The organism is Alitabrizicola rongguiensis (assembly GCF_021491355.1).
Classification (GTDB): Bacteria; Pseudomonadota; Alphaproteobacteria; order Rhodobacterales; family Rhodobacteraceae; genus Aliitabrizicola; species Aliitabrizicola rongguiensis.
Map to the genome: position 1 here is coordinate 911,154 of NZ_JAKENF010000003.1, position 17,963 is coordinate 929,116.

General features: G+C 63.7%; 15 protein-coding genes and 1 tRNA gene. 1 reads left to right on the forward strand and 15 read right to left on the reverse strand.

The window, feature by feature from the left end:
• Positions 1-2: 2 nt before the first annotated feature.
• Genes L0V05_RS15975 through L0V05_RS15995 form a run of 5 tightly spaced genes read right to left on the reverse strand, consistent with a single transcriptional unit; the run spans position 3 to position 5,388 of the window.
• A complete protein-coding gene (locus L0V05_RS15975; RefSeq protein WP_234872138.1) occupies positions 3-836 on the reverse strand; it encodes a 3-oxoadipate:acetyl-CoA acetyltransferase in 834 nt (277 codons plus the stop codon).
• The gene (locus tag L0V05_RS15980; RefSeq protein WP_234872140.1) at positions 833-1,678 is read right to left on the reverse strand and encodes an intradiol ring-cleavage dioxygenase; all 846 of its coding nucleotides are present in this window, start codon (positions 1,676-1,678) and stop codon (positions 833-835) included. The genes L0V05_RS15975 and L0V05_RS15980 overlap by 4 nt, the downstream gene beginning before the upstream one ends.
• A 3-nt stretch (positions 1,679-1,681) precedes the next feature.
• Positions 1,682-3,436 carry an FAD-dependent oxidoreductase gene (locus tag L0V05_RS15985; protein ID WP_234872142.1) on the reverse strand — a complete coding sequence of 585 codons (1,755 nt, stop codon included), beginning with the start codon at positions 3,434-3,436 and terminating at the stop codon, positions 1,682-1,684.
• Between the two features lie 36 nt (positions 3,437-3,472).
• The gene (locus L0V05_RS15990) at positions 3,473-4,534 is read right to left on the reverse strand and encodes a maleylacetate reductase (protein ID WP_234872144.1); all 1,062 of its coding nucleotides are present in this window, start codon (positions 4,532-4,534) and stop codon (positions 3,473-3,475) included.
• Positions 4,531-5,388, reverse strand: coding sequence for a dioxygenase family protein (locus tag L0V05_RS15995; RefSeq protein WP_234872146.1), 858 nt, complete (start codon positions 5,386-5,388; stop codon positions 4,531-4,533). The genes L0V05_RS15990 and L0V05_RS15995 overlap by 4 nt, the downstream gene beginning before the upstream one ends.
• Before the next feature lie 109 nt (positions 5,389-5,497).
• Here L0V05_RS15995 and L0V05_RS16000 point away from each other — a divergent pair, with 109 nt between their 5' ends.
• Positions 5,498-6,448: a LysR family transcriptional regulator gene (locus tag L0V05_RS16000; protein WP_234872148.1), complete on the forward strand. Its 951-nt coding sequence runs from the start codon at positions 5,498-5,500 to the stop codon at positions 6,446-6,448.
• 89 nt (positions 6,449-6,537) lie between these two features.
• Here L0V05_RS16000 and L0V05_RS16005 read toward each other — a convergent pair whose 3' ends face one another.
• From L0V05_RS16005 to L0V05_RS16050, 10 genes are all read right to left on the reverse strand, one after another.
• Positions 6,538-7,197 (reverse strand): TetR/AcrR family transcriptional regulator, encoded by a 660-nt coding sequence (locus tag L0V05_RS16005; RefSeq protein WP_234872150.1) that lies wholly within the window; start codon positions 7,195-7,197, stop codon positions 6,538-6,540.
• 103 nt (positions 7,198-7,300) lie between these two features.
• Positions 7,301-8,728, reverse strand: a complete 1,428-nt coding sequence (locus L0V05_RS16010; protein WP_234872152.1) for an amidase — start codon at positions 8,726-8,728, stop codon at positions 7,301-7,303.
• 60 nt (positions 8,729-8,788) lie between these two features.
• A complete protein-coding gene (locus L0V05_RS16015) occupies positions 8,789-9,823 on the reverse strand; it encodes an extracellular solute-binding protein (RefSeq protein WP_234872154.1) in 1,035 nt (344 codons plus the stop codon).
• Positions 9,824-9,844: 21 nt separating this feature from the next.
• A complete protein-coding gene (locus L0V05_RS16020) occupies positions 9,845-10,645 on the reverse strand; it encodes an ABC transporter permease (protein ID WP_234872156.1) in 801 nt (266 codons plus the stop codon).
• Entirely contained in the window at positions 10,638-11,561 is a 924-nt protein-coding gene (locus tag L0V05_RS16025; RefSeq protein WP_406565980.1) for an ABC transporter permease, read from the reverse strand. The genes L0V05_RS16020 and L0V05_RS16025 overlap by 8 nt, the downstream gene beginning before the upstream one ends.
• Positions 11,562-11,563: 2 nt before the next feature.
• Positions 11,564-12,646, reverse strand: a complete 1,083-nt coding sequence (locus L0V05_RS16030; RefSeq protein WP_234872158.1) for an ABC transporter ATP-binding protein — start codon at positions 12,644-12,646, stop codon at positions 11,564-11,566.
• 433 nt (positions 12,647-13,079) lie between these two features.
• Complete coding sequence (locus L0V05_RS16035; protein WP_234872160.1) at positions 13,080-14,267, reverse strand: efflux RND transporter periplasmic adaptor subunit; 1,188 nt, start codon at positions 14,265-14,267, stop codon at positions 13,080-13,082.
• Between the two features lie 3 nt (positions 14,268-14,270).
• Positions 14,271-16,637, reverse strand: coding sequence for an ABC transporter permease (locus L0V05_RS16040; RefSeq protein WP_234872161.1), 2,367 nt, complete (start codon positions 16,635-16,637; stop codon positions 14,271-14,273).
• Positions 16,631-17,347, reverse strand: coding sequence for an ABC transporter ATP-binding protein (locus tag L0V05_RS16045; RefSeq protein ID WP_234872163.1), 717 nt, complete (start codon positions 17,345-17,347; stop codon positions 16,631-16,633). The genes L0V05_RS16040 and L0V05_RS16045 overlap by 7 nt, the downstream gene beginning before the upstream one ends.
• Before the next feature lie 517 nt (positions 17,348-17,864).
• Positions 17,865-17,941, reverse strand: a tRNA-Met gene (locus L0V05_RS16050).
• Positions 17,942-17,963 lie beyond the last annotated feature (22 nt).

The window sequence follows — 17,963 nt, forward strand, 5'->3', positions numbered from 1 at the left end:
GCTCACGGCTGGCGCAGCCCCAGAATTGCGCGGGCCTGCTGCCAGGTGGCGACGGGCCGCTCGTACTTCTCGCAAAGCTCGACCACCCGCCGCACCAGTGCCGCGTTCGACGGGGCGAGCGTCTGGCGGTCGATCCGCACGTTGTCCTCCAGCCCGGTCCGCGCATGCCCGCCCGAGGACACTGCCCAGTCGTTCAGGACGATCTGCGCCGCGCCGATCCCGGCCGCGCACCAAGGCGCATCCGGCCCGAACAGCCGCTTGACCGTGCGGATGTAGAAGTCGAACACCTCGCGGTCGGCGGGCATGGCGTTCTTCACGCCCATCACGAACTGGACGTAAGGCGGGTCCTGAAGCTGCCCCTTCTCGACCATCTCCTTGGCCTTGAAGATATGGCTGAGGTCGAAGGCCTCGATCTCGGGCTTGACGCCGTGGGTCTTCATCTCTGCCGCCAGCCAATCCACCAGATCGGGCGGGTTCTCGTACACCCGGGTCGGGAAGTTGTTCGACCCAACCGACAGCGAGGCCATGTCGGGTTTCAGCGGCAACATGCCCCCCCGCATCTGCCCCGCGCCTGACCGACCGCCGGTTGACAGCTGGACAACCATGCCGGGGCAAAGCCGCTCGACCCCTTCCTTCAGTCGGGCGAAGCGTTCAGGGTCAGAGGTCGGCTTGCCCTCGTCATCGCGGACATGGGCATGGACGATGGTGGCGCCCGCCTCGAACGCCTCATGTGTGCTTTCCACCTGCTCGGCGATCGAGATCGGCACGGCCGGATTGTCCGCCTTGGTCGGCAAGGACCCGGTGATCGCCACGCAGATGATGCAAGGCGTCGTCATTCGGCTTTCACCAGCACGAAGTCGAAGGGGGACCGCCATTCCGTCGCGCCGCCGGTGACCTTGTCAAACGGCGCGACCAGCGACGCCTTGGTGCCAAAGACCGCATCGGATTCGAGATAGGTGTCGCCACCGACGAAGGTATGGGTCACGAGCTTCTGATAGCCCGGCGCCGCGACGAGGAAGTGCATGTGGGCGGGGCGGTAGGGATGGCGGTCCAGCTGCGCCAGCATCTTGCCGACCGTGCCGTCATCGGGGATCGGGTAAGACGTCGGCTTGATCCCGGTAAACCAGTAGCGCCCATCGTCCCCGGTAATGAAGACGCCGCGGTTGTTGCCCTTGGGCTGGATGCCCGGTTGTTGCACGTCGTAAAAGCCGTCGGCGCTGTCGGACCAGACATCGACCTTCGCCCCGGCGATCGGCGTGCCGTCGAGGTCCAGCACCCTGCCCTCGTAGAGGCAGGTTTCACCCTTGCCATCCATGTTGATGCTGTCGCCCATTTTGCGGCGCGGCGCGTCATCGACATGGAACGGGCCGAAGACGGTGTTCTCGGTCGCCCCTTTCGGACGGCGGTTGTTGATCGCATCGACCAGCATCGACAGGCCAAGCGTGTCGGACAGCAGGATGAATTCCTGCCGCTCCGGTCCGCAGAGCTGACCCGTGCGGGTGAGGAAATCGATCCCGATCTCCCACTCCTCCTGCATCAGGTGCACTTCCTTGGCGAAGGCGTGAAGGTGCTTCACAAGGGCCGAGACGACCTCGACGACGCGAGGATTGGCGCCCGGGCCGTTCCGGCCCAGCACCGTCTCGACCGAGTTTTCTTCGGTGAAGAAGCCGATGGTCATTGCTTACCTCCCCAGGATGGAGTTGAGCACGCGGGTCAGCTCCGCCTCGGGGTCCCTGGCCAGGTCGAAGGACCGCCAGGCCACGTGATGGTCGGGCCGGACCAGCAGGCAGCCCGCATCGCGGATTTCCCGGGCCCGCGCCCAGTCGCCGACGTGATCCTCATATTCCCGGCGCGGACCGATGACATGGGTCCGGATCGGCAGGCCAAGCGCCTTGCCGACCTTTTCGGCCGCCTTCGCCCAGGCATCGCCGCCAATCCCGGTCAGCAGGGTGAACTGCCCCTTGCCGCACAAGTCGAGCGTCGAATGGCGCTTCCCGTTCTTGTCGAACACCCAGACATGCGGCAGGCGCGCGCCGGGCCAAGTCGTGGGCGCATAGTGCAACTCGCGGTCGCGTTGGAAGGCCGGTTCGGGCTGGCCGTCGGTCACCACCGCGCCGGATGTGTAGCGCTGGTTCATCTCGACGCCGTGGCAGTCGAACTCGTACTTCTTGAACTCGATCGCCTTGCGCAGCGCCTCACGCTGCTTCTCGCCGGCCGGGGTGGCGTCGCAGCGGGCGGCCATCGACCGCTGGATCTTTTCGTGGTCGACACCGCCATCCATGCCGAGCGCCTCGAAGATCGGACCGAATTCGGCGATGGACTGGTTGGCGCGGGTCACGATCTGGCGCGCGACAGGGGCACGCTCTGCCGTGTAGCTGTCCAGGAGCTTCGGCGTCGCTTGTCCTTTCACGACCGCGGCAAGCTTCCATGCTAGGTTGAAGCCATCCTGAATTGATGTATTCGAACCAAGACCGTTCGACGGCGGATGCCGGTGCGCGGCGTCGCCCATGATGAAGACACGGCCGTTCTGCAGGTTCGTGGCGAAGCAGTTGTTCACCGTCCAGGTGTTGGCAGAGATCAGTTCGATCTCGAGATCCGGAACGCCCACCAGTTGCCGCGCGACCTGCGTCGCCAATGCGGCATCGACGACCGGCGCTGGCTGGTTTATGTCGTAGCCCCAGACGATCAGCCACTCGTTCCAGGGCCGGACCATCCGCACCAGCCCCATGCCGATCCCGCCAACATCGGCTCCGGGCTGCATCACCCAGTAGAGCACCGACGGGCGATGCGCGACGTAACGCGACAGGTCGGCGCGGAACAGGATGTTCATCGATCCGCCCACGCCCATCTTGCCCTCGAAGGGCAGCCCGGCCTGCTCGGCGACAGCAGAGTTCCCACCATCGGCCCCGACGAGATATTTCGAGCGGATCGTGAACTCCTTGCCTGTCAGCCGGTCACGGCAGGTCGAGGTCACGCCATCAGCATCCTGTTCGAACCGCAGGAACTCGGTCGACATCCGCGCCTGGGTCCCCTTGCGACAGGCGGCACCGAACAGGATCGGCTCCATGAAGGTCTGCGGCAGATCGTTCATCTCGCAGGGCGAGGACATAAGATGCTCGGCCTTGGACAGGGGGCTTGTGCCCCAGCTCTTCATCCGGCCCAATTCTTCACCGGCAAGGCTTTCGCAGAACACGTTCTCGCCCATCAGTTCCTGATGGGTCGCGTGCAGCATCGCCTCATGCTCGACCTCCGGCCCCAGATCGCGCAACACCTCCATCGCGCGCTGGTTGGTGATGTGGGCGCGCGGGGTATTGGCGAGCCAGCGGTAGCGGTTCACCACCATGTTCTCGATGCCGTAACTCGACAACAGCGCCGCGGTCGCCGAGCCCGCAGGCCCCGAACCGATGATGAGCACGTCCGTGGTGATATCCGCCATTCGTTCCTCCCTGTCGTTCTGGTGTCAGACCCGGTTTCAGCTTGGCCGTCGCCCTTCCCACGCAGACTGCAACAGCGCGCGGATATCGGCTTCGGTGAAGGGTCTGGGGTTGTCGTATCGGTTCTTCATCGCAATCGCTGCAGCCCGATCCATGTCTGCTTCGGTCAGGCCAAGGTCGGCCAGCCGCATCGGTGCGCCGAGCGCCTTGGCAAAGTCCCAAAGGCCCTTGCCCGCACTGCCGCCGCCGAACACCTGAGCAATCGGGGCAAGCAGGCCCGGCACAGCCTCTTCGTTGAAGTCGGTGGTATGGGGCAGAAGGATCGCGTGGGTTTCGGCATGTGGCGTGTTGAACGACCCGCCGAGGACATGGGCGAGCTTGTGGTGCAGCGCCATCGAGACGTAGGCGAGCGCAGTCGAACAGCACCAGGCGGCATAGAGCGCCTCTCCCCTGGCCACCAGATCGGTCGGCGATTTCACGATCTCCGGCAAGCTGTCGCGGAAGGCGGGCAGCGCATCCTTTACCATCGCCACCACCACGGGATTGCGGTCCGGGGCATAAAGCGCCTCCATCCCATGGGCGATGGCGTTCAGCGCCGAGGTTACCGTCAGCCCGACGGGCAGTGTCGTCGTAAGGGCCACGTCATAGATCACGGTTTCGGGCCGGATCGCCGGATCGCGCCGGGTGGTCTTTTCGCCACCCGAGGTCTCGCCCAGGATGTCGGTCATCTCCGACCCGGCATAGGTGGTCGGGATCACCACCTGATCTGCACCGGTCCGGACGGCGATCGCCTTGCCCAAGCCGGTCGTCGATCCGCCCCCGAGGCTTACCACGCAGGTTGCGCCGGAGGCCCGGAAATGCGCCGTTGCCGTTTCGGTCACCTCGACCGGCGTATGCATGGCCGCACCGGCAAATACCCCGGCAGACAATGGCCCAAGAGACTCGGATAGTTTCCGCGCCTCTCCTTCCTGATGCGGAGTGGACAGCACAAGTGCGCGGGAATGGCCAAGGCGCGCGACCTCCGCCCCCGCTGTCGAAATCGTTCCCGCCCCGAAAACCACTCGGCTGGAAATCCCCGGAAATACGAAGGCGCGGGTCATGGATGGGTCTCCGGAGCAAGAAAGAAGCGGACCGCCAGTGCGAACCGCTCAGGATGGTCCGAGACAGGCCGGAATTCCCCCAGAAGCTCGGGCTTTACCGCGAAGAGGGCATCGCGCCCGATGGCGGGATCGTCGCGATCGAAGACATGCGTGACAAGCGTTCGGAACCCCGGAGCGGCCACGCGGAAATGGATATGGGCCGGGCGTTCGAGGCCAAGGCCAAGCCTTTGGAACAATATCCCCACGGGCCCGTCCTTGGGCAGCATGTAACCGCCGGGGCGGATCGTCCGGCAGCTGAAACGGCCTGAGGCGTCGGCACGGAACCGGCCCCGCAGGTTGAATTCCGGCTGCAGATCAGGCTGCTGATTTTCGTAGCAACCTTGGGCATTTGCGTGCCATATCTCAACAACCGCTTGAGGAATGGGCGCCCCGGACAGATCGCTGATTTGCCCAGCAATGTCGAGCGGCTGCCCCCGTCCATCGCGGCAAAGATCGGCACCGTCAGGCAGGTCCGGCGCATCGGGGCGATAGAATGGTCCGGCAATCGTCGAAGGCGTTGCCCGGCCGCGCGCGCTTTGGGACAGATCCTCGACCAGCGTCGAGACGCCCAGCACATCCGCCAGGAGCACCCATTCCTGCCTCCGGGCGTCGGTATTGTGACCGACATCCGTCAGGAAGCCGAGGACGGCAGAAAACTCGTCGGGCGTCGGACGAAGGTCGCGAATGAGGTCATGCAAGCGGCCGACCAGCGCCAGAACGCCTTGCGCCAGCCGCTCCTCGCGCGCGGCGCCGAGCCGTTCAGCGAAGGCTTCGAGCAAAGCGTCCTGCGATTCCGCAGCCGGCGCGCCATCCACCACTCAGATCCCCCCGAACCGGCTGCAAGCAGCCCTCACCGGTTTGCATCTTGGGTCGTTCGGCGGCGAAAAGTGATGACTTATGCGCTGATCAATATACCATTCTGTTATGAAGCTGAATGAACGCCACCTGATGCTGCTTGCCGCCGTCGTGGATGCCGGGGGCGTGTCAGAGGGGGCTGCGCTTCTCGGCCTGACCCAGCCAGCCGTCAGCCGCGCCCTCGTGATGCTTGAGGCGCGCGTGGGCGAACCGTTGTTCCAGCGCGGACGCCGCCCTCTGCGCCCCACCCCTTTGGGCGCGCAGCTTGCCGCGCATGGCCGCACGATCCTGGCGGCCTCGCGCGAGGCGTCGTCCACGGTCAGCGGTTTCGTGCGCGGAACAAAGGGCACCGTTCGGGTGGGAGGTGTGCCTTTCTTCATCGACGCGATGATCAGCACGATGATCGCGGGCTTTCTGACGCTCGAGCCTGATGTGAATGTCCGGCTTTCCTACGGTAACACGCCAGAGATGGCCAAGGCGCTCGAGGGGGATCAGATAGATCTCGCCATCGTGCCGATCGGGCTGACCGACGCGACGCCGGGGTTCGACTTCACCGAGATCCTGCCGGGTCGGAACGTCGTCGCCTGCCGCGCCGGGCATCCGCTCGCGCGGCAGCGGCGGCTGCAGGCTGCGGACCTGAAAGGCTTCCCTTGGGTCGCGCCGCTGCCGGGCTCGCCCTTGCTGACCGATCTCCATTCGATCCTTGTCGGGATGGGCTTGCCCGAGTTTGATATCCGGTTTTCCGGCGGCTCGCTGATGGCGGTTCTGAATTACATGGCCGGCAGCGACGCCTTGACCATCCTGCCCTTTTCAGTGGTGTTTTCGCAGCGCCTGGAGAACCGGATCGCCTCTCTGCCCTTCGACATTCCCCAGCCGCAGCGCGCACTTGGCATCCTGCGGCGGAGGAATGCCCCCAAGAATCCCGTGGCGGAGCGCTTTGCGGCCCATATCGTGCAGTCATTCGACGAGTTGAAACACCTCATCAAGCGACACGAGAATGCCGTGGTCTGGGGACGTTGAGGCTGTCGCGCAATCGAGGGGGACACTGCGGGTCGGCTTCATCACCGACGCAAGGCCTGTGATCGCGCGCCGCTGTCCTGACCCACAGATCAGAACCTTGCGAATTCCTGCGGAAAGGCCTGCTTCAGCAGGATCAGCCCGGTCTTCCGCAAGGCATCTGACGGCGGGTGATCCATGTTGATCGTATCCCAGTACCAAAGGCCCTGGACCATGTAGTTCATGCCTTCAGCCAAGGTATCGACATCGATGCCGAGATGGCCGCCGGCGCGTGCAAGGTCGGCCAGCATGCCGCGCACCTCTTCAAGATAGGCATGGTCAGAGGGCCCGCTGATCAGGCTGTCGAGCTGCATGGTCTGGCGGTCGCTAGCGAAGATCACCCAAGCCGCAACCCAATCCGGATGCTGGATCATGAAGGTGCGGGCGCAATCCAGCGTCGCCACAAGCCGCTCGGGCGTGGTCAGGCCCGGTTGCCTCACATGCGCCTCCCAGTGCTTCGTGAACTGGTCATTGAGGAATTCCAGCACCGCGCGAAACAGCTGCTCCTTGTTGCCGAAATGGAAGACGACCAGCGCGTTCGACGAGCCGACGCGCTTGGCGATCCGCTGCATCGTCACGCCGGGCAGTCCTTCTTCGGCAATCACCGCGATGGTCGCCTCGATGATGCGCTGGACGCTCGCCTGTCCGCGCAAATGCCGCCGGTCAGCCCGCCCTTCGCGGGTCAGCGGAGCAGAGATCTCCTGGTCATTCACGGATGCCGGAACCTGGGACAAAATGCATTTCCTGAAAGTAGGGGTGCGGCGGACTGGCCGCACCCGATATCATCCTCGACCGGCCGCGCGTCAACGCGATGTGTCACAGCTTCGGTCGATTTGCCGCGTCTTGATACCATGCACCACGCGCTGTCTCATAGGCGAGACCCGCGCGGAAGACATCGGCATCGCTGTAGCTGCGCCCGACGATCTGGATGCCGGTCGGCACCCCGTTCGACGCGCGGCCCGAGGGAACCGAAAGCACCGGGCAGCGGCTGAGCATGTTGAAGGGCGTGGTCATCACCCAGCCAAGCGAGGGGTCCACCACCTTGCCGTTGATCCGGACCGTATCGCGCGAATGGTCGTGGTCCGCCGGGATCGCCGTCGCCGAGTTGGTTGGGCAGATGAAGACGTCGTATTTCTCCATGATCGGGCCGAAGGTCAGGTACATCTCAGCGATGGTCTCGAGGCAGCCAAGGAACTGCGCCGAGGTCGACTTGCCGCCCTTCTGCGCAAAGTCGCGGGCATAGGTCGTCATCTCGTCGCCGTGATCCGCCAGCAGACGCGACAGATAGGCCCCGAAGATATGATCCAGATAGCCCATTCCGGCCTCGAGGATGCCCGGCTGCCAACCGAGATCGACCTCTTCCACCGTCGCCCCGAGCGAGCGGAACACATCCAGCGCGGCAAGCGTATTGCGGCGCACCTCCTCGTCGACCTCGAAGACATTTAGGTCCATCGACCAGGCGATCTTCCAGCCCTTGATCGGCTTGTAGTCCATCGGCAGTCGCAGCTTCGGCCGCAGGGTGGAAATGTCGGTCGGGCTTGGCCCGCACATCACGTTCTGCAGCAGGATCGCGTCCTTGACATCCCGCGCCATCGGGCCGGTATGGCAGAAGAAGTCCAGGTTGAACGGAGGATCGTCGGGATTGCGGCCGTAGGGCGGCTTGTAGCCGACCACGCCGCAGGCGGCGGCAGGAATGCGGATCGAGCCGCCGATATCCGAGCCGGTGCAGATGGCAGAGGTGCCGACCGCCAGCGATGCGCCCGATCCTCCTGAAGAGCCGCCGCAGGTGAATGCAGGGTTCCACGGATTGCGCGTCACGCCCCACAGCCGGCTCCAGGTGGTGCCGGCGCAGGAAAACTCCGGCGTCGCCGTGCGGGCATGGATGATCCCGCCCGCCGCAAGGATCCGCGCGTTGTTGGTGGAGGTTTCTTCCGCGATGTAATCCTTCAGGATCAGGGAACCCGACGAGGTCGGCTTGCCCTTGATCTCGCTTTCGTCCTTGGCCCCGATCGGCAGGCCTTCCAGCGCGCGGGTGCGGGCGCCACTGGCATATTTGGTCTCGGCCTTGCGGGCGAGGTCACGCGCCTCGTCGAAATGGGTGAAGGTAAAGGCGTTGACGGGGTCCTTGACCGTTTCGGCGCGAGCGATGATGGCATCCATCAGGTCGACGGGCGACAGCTCGCGCGACTTGAACCGCCGCAGCGCCTCATGCGCCGGCAGGTAACACAGATCGAGATCAGACATTTCGGTCTTCCGGAGTTGTGGGGAAAAGCGGGACCGGGGTGGCGGTCCCGCAGAAAGGGATCACTTCAGGACGTCGGTCCAGATGCGCGTGTAGAGGTCGTTCACCTCGGGCGGACAGGCCGGGCTGAATTCGCCTTTGTCCACGAATTCAGGCGGTATGTTGATCTCGGGCGCATTGCGCATGTCTTCGGGCATGAACTGCTCGGAACCCTTGATGCCGTTCGCATAGCGCGCATAGGCCGAGATCATCGCGGCATTCTCGGGATCCATGATGAAGTTCTGGAAGAGCTTTGCGTTCTCGACATTCGGGGCCGACTTCAGGATGGCAACATTGTCCATCCAGATCGGGTAACCTTCCTTCGGATAGCCGTAGACGAAGCGGGGCGCCTCGAGCCGAACCCGCATGGCGGCGCCGCTCCACGAGAGACCGGCCGCATAGTCGCCGCCGGTGTATTTCTCGATGCTCGCATAATCCATCGCGACCCATTTCGGCTTCGCCGCGACCAGCTTTTCATGGACGCGCTTCAAAACCTCCATGTCGGCGGTGCAGTCCTGACCGCCTTCCGCCCGGATCGCCAATGCCATGACATCGCCCATCTCGGGCACGACATTGACCTTGCCTGCGAGTTCGGGCGGCGGATCAAGGAAGATGGTCGAGGTGTTCGGATCGCCCTTGTAGAGATCCGTGTCGACGATGACGCCGGTCGTTCCCCACTGCCACGGCACAGTATAGTGGCGACCAGGATCGAAGGACACATCGACCCACCGTGGGTCCATGTTCTTGAAGTTCTCCATCTGGTCCGGGCGGCTTTCCAGAAGCAGACCTTCCGCGATCCACACCGGCACGAAGGTCGAACTGGGCACGACGATGTCGAAGTTGTTGCCGCCCTGCCGGGCTTTGGCCAGCGCCGTATCGTTCGAGTCGAAGTCGGTGATCGTCACCTTGACGTCGTAGGTCTCCTCGAACTTCTTGATGAGCTCGGGGCTCGTGTATTCGCCCCAGTTGAAGATGTTCAGTTCCCCCGCGGCAAACGCGCTGCTACCGGCCAGAATTGCGAGGCCGGACAGCGTCGGGGCAAGGATAGGCAGGCGCATGGGAATCTCCTGTGCGGTTGATCAGGTCTTTTTGCGGCTGAGAAGGAAGAAGAGGCTGACGACGATGACCGACACAGCCAGGAACAGCGTCGAGATCGCGTTCATCTCGGGCGTCACGTTGCGGCGCAACTGGCCGAGCATGTAGGTGGGCAATGTCTCCTGCCCCGCCGATTTGATGAATTCGGTGATGACCACATCGTCCAGCGACACGACGAAGGCGAGCATGAAACCCGCAAGGATGCCCGGCCAGAGAAGCGGAAGCGTGATGCGGCGGAATACCGACCAAGGCCGGGCGTAAAGATCGGCCGCCGCGGTTTCCAGCGACAGGTCCATGGTCTCGAGCCGGGCGCGGATCGGCAGGAAGGCGAATGGAATGCAGAAGGCGGTATGGGCGGCGATGATGTAGCCAAGCCCGGTATAGCCGGTCCACACCTTGACCCGCGAGAACACGACCAGCAGGGCCACAGCAGTCACGATCTCGGGCACCATCAGCGGCTGGTTGATGAAGGCCACCTTCAGCGCCATGCCGCGATAGGGCGCGGTCCGCGTGGTGGCAAGCGCCGCCATGGTCGCGGCGACGGTGGCAAAGAAGGCGGCGATGGGCGCGATGGTCAGCGACCGCAGCAGCGCCTCGATGATCTGGTCATTCGCCAGCGCCGTGCGGAACCATCGCAGGGAAAACCCGTCCAGCTGGCCGACCGTGCTGCCCGCATTGAAGGCAAAGACGACCATCGTCGCCATCGGCAGGTAGAGCAGGAAGAAGCACATCAACGCGATGAAGGTGAAGCCGCGCTGGTGACGAACAGAGTGCGGCCTAGCCATGGCTGCGTCCCTCCTTCGAGGCGGCGCGGACATAGACCAGCAGCGCCAGCATCACCACGCCGGTCAGCGTCAGCGACAGCGCTGCGCCAAGTGGCCAGTTGCGCCCTTGCCCGAACTGCAACTCGATCAGGTTGCCGAGCATCAGGTTCTTGCCGCCCCCCAGTAGACGGGGCGTGACATAGGCACCGAGTGCCGGGATGAAGACGAGGATGCAGCCGGCGATGATCGCCGGACGAGTCATTGGAATGATGATCCGCCACAGCACATTGCGATTGTTGGCGTAAAGGTCCGACGCGGCCTCGGCAAAGCGGAAGTCGAATTTTTCCAGGCTCGCATAGATCGGCAGGACCATCAGCGGCAGATAGACATAGGCCATGCCAAGGAAGATCCCGAGATCGGTGAACATGATCTTCAGGGGTTCGCGGATCAGCCCGCTCCACATCAGCACTGTGTTGAGCACGCCTTCGTTGCGGAACACCTCCTGGATGGCGAAGGTGCGGATCAGAAGGTTCGTCCAGAACGGAATGGTGATGAGAAACAGCCAGAAGTCGCGCTGGCTCGGTGGTCGGATCGCAATGAAGTAGGCGGTTGGAAAGCCGATCAGGAGTGTCACGACCGTAGTTATCAGCGCGAGCTTCACCGACCGCCACAGGATGCTGACATGAGCCTGCGCGATGCCGATGCTGTCGTCGAACAGCCCCCGCTCGAAGAAGACGCTGAACCAGCCGTCAAGCGAGAACTGCCAGTATTTGACATCGCCGTAGTCGCCCTTGGCCATGAAGGAATAAAGGACGATCACCGCCAGAGGCGCGATCGCGAAGAGGAACACGACCGCAAGCGCCGGGGCCGACAGCCACCAGCGGGTCCTGACTGATCTGCGGGCCATTTCCTCGGCAATTTCCTGGGCCTGGCTCATGGTCAATCCTTCAGCACACGGGCCGCGCCCGGCTTGAAGGCGATTGCCACCTCTGCCCCCGGCTGCAAATCCGCCGTTCCTCGGGGGCTGTTCTGCTGGCGCAGGACGAATTCGGACTGGTCGGCGAGCCGGACATGCAGATGCGTGTCGGTTCCGAAATACACCACCTGCTCCAGCCGCCCGCGCAGGTCGGCCTGTTCGGTGGGCCCGCGCAGTTCGGCATGTTCCGGGCGTACGATCACCGTCGCGCGTCCCACCGGCGTCGCGCCTTCGGGCAGGCCTGCGACCACCTCGCCTCCTGCGGCAAGCCGGACGCGCGCCGTACGGCCGTCGATGCCTATCACCTGCCCGGCAAGGAAGTTCACCTCACCAATGAAATCCGCCACGAACCGCTCTTGGGGATTGTCGTAGATGTCGCGCGGGTTGCCGACCTGCAGGATGCGCCCACCGGACATGACCGCGATCCGGTCCGACATGGTCAGAGCCTCTTCCTGGTCATGGGTGACGAAGATGAAGGTTATGCCCGTTTCGGTCTGGAGCCGCTTCAACTCACCCTGCATCTCCTTGCGCAACTTGTAGTCCAGTGCCGAGAGCGGCTCGTCGAGCAGAAGCACGCGCGGCTGCGGCGCCAGGGCCCTGGCCAGAGCCACGCGCTGCTGCTGCCCGCCCGAGAGCTGCGACGTACGGCGCGACCGCAGCGTCTCCATCCGCACGAGCGCCAGCATCTGGTCGACCCGGGCCGCGATCTCGGACCGGGGCTTGCCCTGCATCTCCAGCCCGAAGCCGATGTTCTGCGCCACGGTCATGTGTGGAAACAGGGCGTAGTTCTGGAAAACGGTATTCACCGGCCGGGCGAAGGGCGGCATGCCCGCGATATCTTTCCCATGAAGGCAAATTTCGCCCGAGGTCGGATAGTCGAACCCCGCGATAAGGCGCAGAAGCGTGGTCTTGCCGCAGCCCGACGGCCCAAGCAGCGTAAAGAACTCGTTCTCCTTGATCCTGACCGAAACACCGTCAAGCGCCCTGGCATCGCCAAAGCTCTTGACGACATCCCGAACCTCGATTGCCGGTAAAGCCGAAAACATCCAGTCACCCTTCCCTGTCGCGTCTGCCGTCTTGTCGCGGCTGGATTCGCTTGAGTGATCCGGGACGATAAACTAACTAAACATGCAGTCAATTATATTTCCCGTCGGTGATCCGTAGCCGGCCCTGAGGTCTGCCCCCGGAAAAGTCGTCTTCACAACCAAGCTGGAAGCCATCGGATACGCGGGACGGCCTTTGCGGCCTTGGATGCAAAGAAAGAGCTGGAGAAAAACTTCCGGAGCGCTCTCGCGGTGGCATCCAAGCAGAAGGCCTCACCATTGCTTCAGCGCGCCGGGCAGAGTCCGGCATCGATCTGATCTGACTGTGACCTGCCCTCTCTAATGCCCGAAACCATGCTGAGACTGGCTTCGCTTCGTCCTCATGCCGCGGCCGAGTCCAGGTTAACGCATCGAAGCTGGCAGTTCCCGTCCTGGCTCATCGAGCGGGCCTCTGTTCGACGGCCTTGCCGTCGGCGATCTGGTCACTTGGATGCAGCACAACCTCGTCACCTGCCTGCAGGCCAGAGAGCACCCGCGCGAACTCTTCGCTGCGATCTCCAAGCGTGATGGTCTGCAAGCGCGCGCGGCGGTCGCGAACGACATAGGTCGCCCAATCGGACCCGTCCCGGAAGAGTGCCCCGACGGGAATCGAAAGGACGTCCTCGCCCTTCCAGAGAGTGATACGCGCAATGACACGGAAACCATGGCCGAGCGCCTGCCAGTCCTTCGGATCTCCGCCGAGTTTCAGGATCACCTCTACCCTCTGCTCGTCGATGCCGAGCGCGGAGACCTTGGTGGTGGCAGACGGCTCGATCCGCTCGACGACAGCAGAAACCGGCGGTCCTCCCCAGCCGGTGATGCGGGCTTCCGATCCCTCGTGCACGCGGACCGCATCCCGTGACAGCAGGTCGACGGCAATTTCCAGGTTCTGCGGATCGCCGACCTCGAGCAGCGGAGTGCCGGGCTGGACGATCTGTTCGTTCTCGGTCAGCACCCGAAGTACGCGACCTGAAACCGGGGCCGTGAGTTCGACACAGCAGGTTTCGGCATGGATGGCGACGCCCATGCCAATGACCGCCTCGGCGCTTTCCAGTTCGCGCTGGCGCACGGCAATGTTTGCCCGGGCACTGTCCAGCGCGGCCTGAGCACTCTTCTGTTCAAGGATCGCATTCTCCAGAAGCCGCTCGGAAATCGCGGACCTCTCATAGAGCGCGCGCGCCCGGTTGGCCTCCGATGACTTGAATTCCAGCGACGTCTCGGCAAGCGCCACCTGGGCGCGGGCAAGGTCGACCGCCGATTGGGCCGCAGCCATCATCGCTTCCCCGACGGCCTGCGCCCTCATATCGAGCAGCGCCGGTGCTCCTGGGCCAATCACGGCGACGACGGTTTCCTGGGCCACGACTGGATCACCGGCATGCAGCCCGATCCGCCGAAGCTTGCCCCCCGTCGTGGCTGAAACGGTGAACACATCGCGGATGCGTGCCTCACCCTCTTCCTCGACCGCGACCTCGATGGTGCGGGTTTCGACCCGGCCAAGTTCGACCTCGACCGGGCGCGGCAGAAAGGCCCACACGGCGAGCCCGACCACAGCGATGGCAACGAGCGAAAGAAGAACGCGGCGCATGGGTCATTCCCTCGTCTTCAGGACCTCGACCATGTCGAGGCGGTTGATCCGCCCGCGGATCGCCCAGGCGGAAACCAGGGCTGCGGCAATCACGACCAGACTGGCCGTCGCAAAGACGTCCCGCCCGATCACATACGGCACACGGTACAAGTCGGACGAGAAGGCGGCCACCATGCCCAGGCCGATAAGGTAGCCAATCAGCCAGCCGAGCGGCTGCGCCAGCACAACGACGGCAGCAAGCTCGGCTAGCAGGATGCCCGACACCTCGCCCCGCGTGAAGCCGAGAACCCTGAGGCTGGCCAGTTCTCGCCCCTGCTCCGAAAGGGCGATGCGCGAGAAGTTGTAGACGACACCGATAGCGATGATGGTGGCGAGCGCGACATAGACAGTGGTCATGATCGTGATGTTCTCGGCCAGAGTCTGCTTGAACCGCGCGACGGTAAGGGCGGTGACGGTCACGAAACCGGTCTTTGGCGTGTCCTTGGCGGCGGCAAAGAAGCGGTCCCGGGCCGCGCCGTCGATCATGAGGCTTACCCCCGAAATCAGAGAATCCTCGCCCATGGCCCGGTTGAGTGCCCCAAGCTCCATAGCGGCGCCGAGACCAACGTAGCCGATGGAAAGGCCGCTGACCGGCACAGTCACCGTGTTGCGGGCACCTTCGAGAAACTCGATGGTGACAAGGTCGCCCGGACCGGCATCCAGAGCTTCTGCGAGAGCTTCCGAAAGGATCACGCCCGCCTCGGGCAGCGTCATGGGACGCAGATCGGGGGCAAGCACACGTGAAAGCGTCGGCACCTCTGGCTTGCCGACGATGGAAAGCCTGCGCCAGAGATTGCGGTGGCTGATCCTCGCGAAGACAGAGCGGAATGGCTCGGCTGCAATCACTCCGGGCATCTGGCGAACCACTTGGATTGCGCGCGCGGGTTGCGCCTCGCCAAAGGCCACCAGGGCATCGTGCCGTTCCGTGCGGTAGAACGAAACGTCGATCATCCGTGTGATCGATCCGAAAGACCACAGCGACGCCACCAGGATTGCAACGGCCATGCCAACGCCAAGTATTCCCGACAGCGTCCGCAAAGGCCAGCGGAAGAGGTGTCGCGCGACCATCAGATCGGTCTGGCGGACCGGGAACAGACGACCAGCGAAGCCCATCCCGGCCCGATAGTCGGCCGGCGCCGGAGGTGACATGGCCACTGCAGGCGGCAGGGCGACCACGGCGCGAACGGCCTGAAGCGCGCCAGCCACTGCCGCAGCCAGAGTCACGAGAGCGGCCAAGCCGTAGATCTGCGGGTCCCGCGTGAAGACCAGAAAGGGAAAGGAGAAGAAGCGGGCATAAAGTTGCGCAAGGCCTGTCCCAAGCCAGGCACCGGCGACAAAACCGATCAGGATTCCTATAGCAGCAAGGACCAGGACGAATTCCACATAATGCATCGCCACCGCACGCGATGAGTAGCCGATCGCCTTCAGCAGTCCGATCTGCTCGCGCTCAAGCGTGATGAGCCGCGACAGTGTCATGTTCACCAGCATCGCCGCCACCATGAGGAAGATCGGAGGCAGCACCTTCGACATGGCGCTGAGTTGTCTCAGTTCCGCATCGAGAAAGGCGTGGGATGTCTGGTCCTCGCGGGCATTGGCGCCGACGCCCCCATATCGCGCAGTCAGCCTGTCGAGGTCTGCGATCACCCGATCCGTATCAGCGCCGGGTGCAAGTTTAAGGACAACGTTCGAGAAGGCGCCTTCTAGGTCATAGGCCGCCTCCAGCACAGAGCGGGGAAGCCACACGATGCCATAGCGGCGCGGGTCGGGCATCATTTCCCCCGGCCCGAGCGCATAGATGAATTCTGGCGACAGGGCGATGCCGGTCACGACCAGTTCGCGCTTCTGCCCGTTCATGAGGACCGTGAACGGCGCGCCCGGACGCAGCCGGTGCGCCGTGGCAAACCCTTCGGACACCACCGCCTCGTGAGCGGATTGAGGGTCGGGCATGCGGCCCTGACGAAGATGCAACTGGTTGAGGCCGCCTCCTTCGCTCTCCGGGACCGTGACCAGTTGAACGGTGCCGGGCTCGACCATGTCCGGCAGGTCAAGCAGGCCAAGTTTCACTATTCGCGCCTCGGCGGACAGAACGCCGTCGATCGACCGGATCTCGGACATCAGTGCGCGCGGTGCGCGGGTCAGGTCGGCAAAGACATCGCCGAACCGGTAGGTGTCGTAATAGCGCGCACGGGTCTCGTAGAGCGAGGAATAGGCACCGTTGCCAAGGATCAGTGTCGCCACCCCAGCCGCCAGGACCAGCGCGATAGCCAACACCTGCGGCCAGAGACGACGCAGGTCGCGCAGGACCTTGCGATGCAGCGGCGCGATCACCATGAAACCTCCGACGGGCTTTTCCTGGCGGAATTCACGATCTCCTCGACGATCCGTCCGTCGGCGAAGCGCAATATCCTGTCGGCGATGTCGCGGATGGCGGCGTTGTGGGTGATCACCAGCGTTGTCGCACCGACCGTTCGGTTGACCTGCACTAGCGCTTCCAGCACGCGGATGCCGGTGACGGAGTCAAGCGCCCCTGTCGGTTCATCACATAGGAGTACCTCGGGATTCTTGGCGATGGCGCGCGCGATCGCCACGCGTTGCTGTTCACCGCCGGACATCTGCGCAGGGAAATGGTCCTGCCGGTCGGAAAGCCCAACCAGGGCAAGCGCCTCGTCGGCAGGCATGGGATGGCGCGCGATCTCGGTCACGAGCATCACGTTCTCTCGCGCCGTGAGGCTGGGGACGAGGTTGTAGAACTGGAAGACGAAGCCAACGTGATCGCGCCGGTATTGCGTAAGCCCCCGTTCGTCGAGCGCCGTCAACTGATGGTCCTGAAACCATGCCTCGCCGGAAGATGCCCGATCCAGCCCGCCGATGATGTTGAGAAACGTCGACTTGCCCGATCCCGACGGGCCCAGGATCACGATGAACTCGCCCTGGTTCGCCTGGAAATCCACGCCACGCAGGGCATGCACCTCCTGCTCGCCGCTGCGATAGACCTTGGTCAGGCCTCTGGTCCGAAAGACGGGGCCTGCTTCCGCGTTCATCCGACCGGCTCCTCCCTGATCTGCCAGCATAGGTTCTTGCGCCTTGCGCACCTTGAGGTGTGTCAAGTGTCGAGACGGGAAGATCCGCAGCAGTCCATCTGCGCATTCGCCACCACTTCCACTTCCATCGAGCCTTGGGGCGAAGATTTTGGAAGATATCGGCAGCAGTTTTATTGATTTTCCCAGCCTGGACCTGTCGGTTGGAAGGAAAACCGAGGTCATCTCTCATGGTCCTGTCGAAGGAACGCGGCTTCACACCTTCACCGCTACATATCTGAAAGGCAGCTTCAGCATCGCATTCCCGTCCTCAAGCTGCTTCAAACGCCAAGCCTCGCCGACCTCCATGCCGTCGCATTTAGACCGCAAGTCATGGAGTGTCGTAGCCGTCACCCCTTTGCTCGGGACGGCCCTGTGCTTGAACTTTATGGGGAACTTGGCGCGATCCTGTCGCTTTGCGAGGCGGGTGGTTCAAATGCCAACGCCCGCTTTGGTGGCGGGCGTTCTGGGCAAGTAACGGTGGTTGCGGGGGCAGGATTTGAACCTGCGGCCTTCAGGTTATGAGCCTGACGAGCTACCGGGCTGCTCCACCCCGCGCCGGTTGCGTCACGGTATCCGG

What these genes read in the sequence shown, in the direction of transcription:
- L0V05_RS15990 (WP_234872144.1), bottom strand. Translation starts at nt 4,534, where the DNA reads ATGACCCGCGCCTTCGTATTTCCGGGGATTTCCAGCCGAGTGGTTTTC.
- L0V05_RS16010 (WP_234872152.1), bottom strand. Translation starts at nt 8,728, where the DNA reads ATGTCTGATCTCGATCTGTGTTACCTGCCGGCGCATGAGGCGCTGCGG.
- L0V05_RS16045 (WP_234872163.1), bottom strand. Translation starts at nt 17,347, where the DNA reads ATGAACGCGGAAGCAGGCCCCGTCTTTCGGACCAGAGGCCTGACCAAG.
- L0V05_RS16020 (WP_234872156.1), bottom strand. Translation starts at nt 10,645, where the DNA reads ATGGCTAGGCCGCACTCTGTTCGTCACCAGCGCGGCTTCACCTTCATC.
- L0V05_RS16030 (WP_234872158.1), bottom strand. Translation starts at nt 12,646, where the DNA reads ATGTTTTCGGCTTTACCGGCAATCGAGGTTCGGGATGTCGTCAAGAGC.
- L0V05_RS15985 (WP_234872142.1), bottom strand. Translation starts at nt 3,436, where the DNA reads ATGGCGGATATCACCACGGACGTGCTCATCATCGGTTCGGGGCCTGCG.
- L0V05_RS16015 (WP_234872154.1), bottom strand. Translation starts at nt 9,823, where the DNA reads ATGCGCCTGCCTATCCTTGCCCCGACGCTGTCCGGCCTCGCAATTCTG.
- L0V05_RS16025 (WP_406565980.1), bottom strand. Translation starts at nt 11,561, where the DNA reads ATGAGCCAGGCCCAGGAAATTGCCGAGGAAATGGCCCGCAGATCAGTC.
- L0V05_RS16040 (WP_234872161.1), bottom strand. Translation starts at nt 16,637, where the DNA reads ATGGTGATCGCGCCGCTGCATCGCAAGGTCCTGCGCGACCTGCGTCGT.
- L0V05_RS16000 (WP_234872148.1), top strand. Translation starts at nt 5,498, where the DNA reads ATGAAGCTGAATGAACGCCACCTGATGCTGCTTGCCGCCGTCGTGGAT.
- L0V05_RS16035 (WP_234872160.1), bottom strand. Translation starts at nt 14,267, where the DNA reads ATGCGCCGCGTTCTTCTTTCGCTCGTTGCCATCGCTGTGGTCGGGCTC.
- L0V05_RS15975 (WP_234872138.1), bottom strand. Translation starts at nt 836, where the DNA reads ATGACGACGCCTTGCATCATCTGCGTGGCGATCACCGGGTCCTTGCCG.
- L0V05_RS15980 (WP_234872140.1), bottom strand. Translation starts at nt 1,678, where the DNA reads ATGACCATCGGCTTCTTCACCGAAGAAAACTCGGTCGAGACGGTGCTG.